This window comes from Streptomyces europaeiscabiei, assembly GCF_001550375.1.
Lineage (GTDB): Bacteria > Actinomycetota > Actinomycetes > Streptomycetales > Streptomycetaceae > Streptomyces > Streptomyces europaeiscabiei.
This window is the reverse complement of sequence record NZ_LRTR01000160.1, coordinates 1-5306: the sequence shown is the minus strand read 5'-3', so window position 1 is coordinate 5306 and position 5306 is coordinate 1. Positions and strand designations below refer to the sequence as shown.

General features: G+C 71.5%; 5 protein-coding genes and 1 pseudogene. 3 read left to right on the top strand and 3 right to left on the bottom strand.

Features of this window, described 5'->3' with window-relative positions:
- A pseudogene (locus AWZ10_RS07125) lies at nt 1-1113 on the top strand (ATP-binding protein); the annotation flags it as partial.
- Between the two features lie 85 nt (nt 1114-1198).
- On the opposite strand, the gene nucS reads toward AWZ10_RS07125, so the two are convergent.
- On the bottom strand, nt 1199-1870 hold the full coding sequence (gene nucS, locus AWZ10_RS07120; RefSeq protein WP_046708740.1) for an endonuclease NucS: 672 nt from the start codon (nt 1868-1870) through the stop codon (nt 1199-1201).
- Nucleotides 1871-2264: 394 nt separating this feature from the next.
- Between nucS and AWZ10_RS07115 the strand changes: the two genes are divergently transcribed.
- Nucleotides 2265-2657 carry an SCO5389 family protein gene (locus tag AWZ10_RS07115; protein WP_037695424.1) on the top strand — a complete coding sequence of 131 codons (393 nt, stop codon included), beginning with the start codon at nt 2265-2267 and terminating at the stop codon, nt 2655-2657.
- A 79-nt stretch (nt 2658-2736) separates the two neighbouring features.
- On the opposite strand, the gene AWZ10_RS07110 is transcribed toward AWZ10_RS07115, so the two are convergent.
- A complete protein-coding gene (locus tag AWZ10_RS07110; RefSeq protein WP_037695427.1) occupies nt 2737-3765 on the bottom strand; it encodes an LLM class flavin-dependent oxidoreductase in 1029 nt (342 codons plus the stop codon).
- Nucleotides 3766-3986: 221 nt separating this feature from the next.
- Here AWZ10_RS07110 and AWZ10_RS07105 point away from each other — a divergent pair, with 221 nt between their 5' ends.
- Nucleotides 3987-4328: a hypothetical protein gene (locus tag AWZ10_RS07105; RefSeq protein WP_046708739.1), complete on the top strand. Its 342-nt coding sequence runs from the start codon at nt 3987-3989 to the stop codon at nt 4326-4328.
- Between the two features lie 17 nt (nt 4329-4345).
- Here the strand turns inward: AWZ10_RS07105 and AWZ10_RS07100 are convergent, their stop codons facing one another.
- Complete coding sequence (locus tag AWZ10_RS07100) at nt 4346-5212, bottom strand: ABC-2 transporter permease (RefSeq protein WP_046708738.1); 867 nt, start codon at nt 5210-5212, stop codon at nt 4346-4348.
- Nucleotides 5213-5306: the final 94 nt, after the last annotated feature.

Sequence of the window (5306 nt, the reverse complement as noted above, 5' to 3'; positions counted from 1 at the left end):
CGCTGGAGCGCCTGGGAGCGGGCGCTCCGGGCCGGCGCGGAGGCGTCCGGCCTCGCCGCCGAGACCGGCGAACAGGCCTACTTCCACCACGAGCTGGGCGTCCTCGCGCTCTGCTGCGGCCAGCTGGAGCGGGCCCGGGCCGAGCTGGAGTCCTCCATCGGGCTGCGCAACGTCCTCGCCGACAAGCGTGGCACCGTCGCCGGCCGCAGGGCTCTGGCCCTGGTCGCCGACCGCTCCGGGGCGACACCGCCCGGCGGGCGTACGGCGGCGGGGGAGGAGGTGCCGGACGCCCGGCGTGAGGAGTCGGCCTCGCCGCCCGGGGGCGTGCCGTCCCCGTACACACCGACGGGCTTCGGCGCGGTCGGCCCCGGGGCGACGGGCGCGGGGGCGGCGACCGGGAGCGGTGGATCGTCCTCCGCCCTTCCGGTCAACGACCACACGCTCCTCACGCACCGGCCCGGCTCCGGTTCGCCCGCGCACCGGCTCAGCAGCCTCAAGGGCCTCGTCGGAGGCGCCCGGCGTAACATGGTCGCCGCGGGTGCGGGCGCGCTGCTGGCCGCCGTCCTGGGCACCGTCGTGACCCTGGGCGCGACCTCCGACCGCAACGGTGACACCCCGGCCGAGAAGGTCGGCGTCAACCCCTCCGCGAGCGAGGGCGTCGGCGACGGCGGGCTCGGCGCGGACCGCCCCAAGACGGGCGAGGACGGCGACGCGCCGGGTGCCGTGCCCGAGCCGACCGACCCGGGCCCCGACGGGACGTACGGCACGTCGGACGACCCGGCGCCCACGGACAGCGCGGGGCCGTCGGACGACCCGAGCGGTACGGAGGGGCCGACGGGCAAGCCGACGCCGTCCCCGACGAAGACCTCGCCCAAGCCGACGCCGTCCGAGACCGAGGACGAGTCCGGGTCGCCCACCCCGACCCCGACGCCCACGCCCACGCCGACCCCGACGCCCACCCCGACACCTACCGGGGGCGGGACCGAGGACCCGCCGCCACCGGACGACACGAACAGCGCCAGTGCGTCGACCTCCGGCGGGCCCGTCGAGTCCAGCAGCGCGGCAGGCACCCCGAGGACCACCGCCGACTCACCCGGCGGGACGGTGGCCTGAGGTTTCGTTCAGCCCGTTCGATGCCCCTTTCGACAGGAAAGGGCCGGGTCCGTTCCTCGGACCCGGCCCTTTTTCGTGAAACGGCTCAGAACAGCCGCAGCTTGTCGTCCTCGATGCCGCGCATCGCGTTGTAGTCGAGGACCGTGCAGCCGATGCCGCGGTCGGTGGCGAGGACGCGGGCCTGGGGCTTGATCTCCTGGGCGGCGAAGATGCCGCGGACCGGCGCGAGGTGCGGGTCGCGGTTCAACAGCTCCAGGTAGCGGGTGAGTTGCTCGACGCCGTCGATCTCACCGCGCCGCTTGATCTCGACCGCGACGGTCGCGCCGTTCGCGTCCCGGCACAGGATGTCGACGGGCCCGATGGCCGTCATGTACTCGCGCCGGATGAGCGTGTAGCCCTCACCGAGGGTCTCGATGCGGTCGGCGAGGAGTTCCTGGAGGTGTGCCTCGACGCCGTCCTTGATCAGGCCGGGGTCGACGCCGAGTTCGTGCGACGAGTCGTGGAGGACCTCCTCCATCGTGATGATGAGCTTCTCGCCCGCCTTGTTGATGACGGTCCAGACCCCCTCCTCGTCTCCCGACCCCTCCTTCAGAGTGCAGGGCGGCGACATCCAGTTGAGGGGCTTGTAGGCGCGGTCGTCCGCGTGGATCGAGACGCTGCCGTCCGCCTTCACCAGGATCAGACGGGGGGCCGAGGGGAGATGGGCGGTGAGCCGGCCCGCGTAGTCGACGGAGCAGCGGGCAATGACGAGACGCATGGTCGGCAACGCTACTCGACGCCGACGGGTGCGCGCGATTCGACTGCCGGAAGTGCCTCGGCCACAGGCCCCCGCACTGTCGGCGCAGCCCACCGGGGACCGTTCGACTGCCATGCCGGTCCCACGTCATGGCTGTCGCCCTCCGTCACGCTCTTCTGCCCCTGACGTGGGCCTCCGCCGTCCTCCGGCATGTGCCTCTGTCAACTCCTGTTCGGCATTGGCTGATTGTGTGCGTCCCGCGCCTTGTCGTTGCGCGCAATCTCCTGGTGCGGTCACGTTCGGTTGCTTACCGTAGAAACTGGAGGTCGCGAACCGTGCACTCTGCGTGTTCGGTAACGCGAACTCCGACCTGTCCGTCAACCCCTGCTGTTGTGGGGGTGCGAGAGGAGAACCCATGTCGCTCGACGTCTCACCGGCCCTACTCGAACAGGCCGAGCGAGGCGAGGTCGACGAAGCCGCCTTCGTCGACTGCGTCCGGACCTCCCTGCCCTACGCGTGGGAGATGATCAGCTCTCTGGTGGCCCAGCTGAAGGTCGACGGCGGAGAGTTCGCCGACAACCAGACGCCCCCGCCGGACGAGCAGGCACGCGGACAGCTGCTGCGCGCGCTCGCCAGTGACGCGATTCGCGGCGCGCTGCAGCGGCACTTCGGTGTACGGCTGGCCTTCCAGAACTGCCACCGGGTGGCGGTGTTCCCGCTGGACCCGTCCGTGGACGACAGGCTGGCCCGCTTCACCTCGATCCGCGGCCAACTCCTCAACCAGTCCGCGGAACTCCGGGACTGCTGAGGTCATGACGCAGCACGGCTTGCCGCTCCACCCGCGGGAGGTGCTTCAGTAACCGGGGCGGCAAGCTCCCCGCAGTGGCTCAGCCGAGGTGAGGCAGCACCTCGGCACCGAGTCGCCGTACGTTCTCCTCCGTCGCCGCCAGATCGCCGGAGCCCTCGACGAGCAGGGCGAAGCGGGAGATGCCCGTCCGCTCGCTGGTGGCCGCGAGGCGGTCGGCGCACAGCCGGGGAGTCCCCACCGGGTGCAGTCCGCAGAGCAGTTCGGTGTACGCCAGCGGGTCCCGCATGGCGCGGGCGCGGCCGTCGACGGTCACATGGGCGTCGAGGCCCTGCTTCAGCCAGCCCGGCATCGCCTTGGTGAGCGCCTCCACGGCGTCGGTACGCCGGTCCGCGATCTGGCAGACGCCGGCCGAGACATGGGCCGCGCCGGAGATCTCCTCCGGCGAACGGCCCGCCGCGCGCGCGTGCTTGCGCCACAGCGCGACCATCTCGGCCTTCTCCTCGTCCCCGACGTGCATCCCGAGGAGCATCGACAGCCCGCGCTCGGCGGCCAGCCGGACGCTCGCCGGTGAGGTGCAGGCGACGACGACCTCAGGTCCGGGCGTCTCGTCCAGGTCCTCGGCGGGCCTGGGCACGACGGGGACCTCGCGGAAGCTGAATCGTTCCCCCGAGGCGGACACCGAGGGCTCCCGCAGCCAGCGCACCAGTAGATCGAGTGATTCCGGGAACCCCTTCTCGTACGCCTCGAGTCCGGCGCCGAACACCTCCAGATCGACCCACGGGCCGCCGCGTCCGACGCCCAGCGAGAAGCGTCCGCCGGACGTCACGTGCAGCAGGGCGGCCTGTTCGCCCAGGGCCACGGGATGGACGGTGGGCAGCACACTGACCGCCGTGCCGACCCGGATCCGCCGGGTGCGGCCCAGCAGCAACGCGGCGAGGGTGATGGCCGACGGGCAGGTGCCGTACGGCACGAAATGGTGCTCGGCCAGCCAGACCGCGTCCAGCCCGGCCTCCTCGGCCACTTCCGCCGTCCGTACCGCCCGGTGGAGCGCTTCTCCCTGGCCCTGGCCGGGGAACTGGGCTCCCAGTACAAATGTTCCTACGTGCATCGCTCTTCCTGCTTCCTCGGCTCCGGCTCGGGAGCTCCCCCACCGGCATAACCGTGTGACACGTGCCGAAGTCACGGCCTGGCGGCGAGATTTGCGGATTGTCTGCAGAATGGGCCGGGCGGAGGGCGATCTGGGGGGTTTGGTGACGTACGCATACCCCCACCGGGCCCGCGTAGGCTGGACACCAATCCTGCTCCCTGTATAGCCCCGTGAGGTGTCCCGTGTCCCCGCGTCGCAACCGCCCCAAGGGCGATGGTTCGTCGGGTCCGTCAGGCCGCAGCGCAGAAGAGGACCGGTCGGACCGGTACGGCGGCTGGCAGACGACCGAGCCCTGGCAGGGCGAGGAGTGGAGCGTGCGTCATGTGGCGGGCGCGAGCGCGGCGGGCAAGACCTACCGCTGCCCCGGCTGCGACCAGATGATCGCATCGGGGATGCCGCATCTCGTCGCCTGGCCCGAGCACTCGGGTGTCGACGAGCGCCGGCACTGGCACAAGGCCTGCTGGAACGCGAAGGACCGCCGCACCTCGCGGGTGCAGCGGTCCCGTAACGCGCCGCGGTTCTGACCCCGCGGCCTTCTCGATCACACGTCCCGCTGCTCCAGCAGCGCGTACGCGCCGACGAACGCCGCCGCCACCAGTCCGGTCATGATCCACAGCGGCTCCCAGCCGGACGGGCCCGACTGGCTGAGCTCCGAGCCGTAGAAGACGCTGAGCTGGCTCGGGATCGAGTACTCCAGCAGGAACTCCTGCACGTCCTTCAGCGACTCCGAGAACATGAAGATCGCGATGACCAGCGGGGCGAGGAAGACGCCGAGCATGAGGGTGATCGCACCGGCGGAGTGCCGGATCAGCGAGCCCATCAGCAGCGCCAGCAGTCCGAAGAGCGCCAGGAAGAGGCTCACGCCGACCGTGGCCTTGAACCACTCGTCGCCGTCGGGGCTGGTGGCCCCGTTGCCCTCCAGGATCGCCACCTGGGCGAAGCCGACGAACGCGGTGGTGGCCAGGGTGACCGTGAACGTGAGCGCGAAGAACACGATCGCCTTGGCGAGCAGGACCCGGCCGCGGCTCGGGCACGCGGCCATCGTGGTCCGGATCATTCCCGTGCCGTACTCGGACGCGGTGGTCAGCACCCCGAGCGTGAGGATGCAGACGCTGCCGATCATCAGCCCGAACAGACCGAGGACCAGGGGGGACTCACCCTCCAGGTTCGTGTCGGTGGAGGCGGCGATCAGGGCGAAGAGCAGACCGAGGCCGATCACCAGGACGACGAAGACGCCGAGCGTCCAGATCGTCGAGCGGACCGACTTGATCTTCGTCCACTCGGAGGAGATCGCGTGCCCGAGGTGGGTGCGCACCACCGGGATCGGCGAGGTGTACGAAGTGCCCGGCGCGCCCTGCCAGTGGGGGGCCGGTGGCTGCTGGGTGAGGGGAGGCTGGGGCGTGCTCATCGGGCGTCCTCGGACTTCGTCAGGTCGGCGGCGGGCGCGGCGGAGGCGGCCTGTACGGGGGCGGGCGCGGCGGAGGGCTGCGCGGGGGCCTGGG

Coding starts and splice junctions, on each gene's coding strand:
- nucS (WP_046708740.1), bottom strand. CDS start 1,870: ATGCGTCTCGTCATTGCCCGCTGCTCCGTCGACTACGCGGGCCGGCTC.
- AWZ10_RS07115 (WP_037695424.1), top strand. CDS start 2,265: ATGTCGCTCGACGTCTCACCGGCCCTACTCGAACAGGCCGAGCGAGGC.
- AWZ10_RS07110 (WP_037695427.1), bottom strand. CDS start 3,765: ATGCACGTAGGAACATTTGTACTGGGAGCCCAGTTCCCCGGCCAGGGC.
- AWZ10_RS07100 (WP_046708738.1), bottom strand. CDS start 5,212: ATGAGCACGCCCCAGCCTCCCCTCACCCAGCAGCCACCGGCCCCCCAC.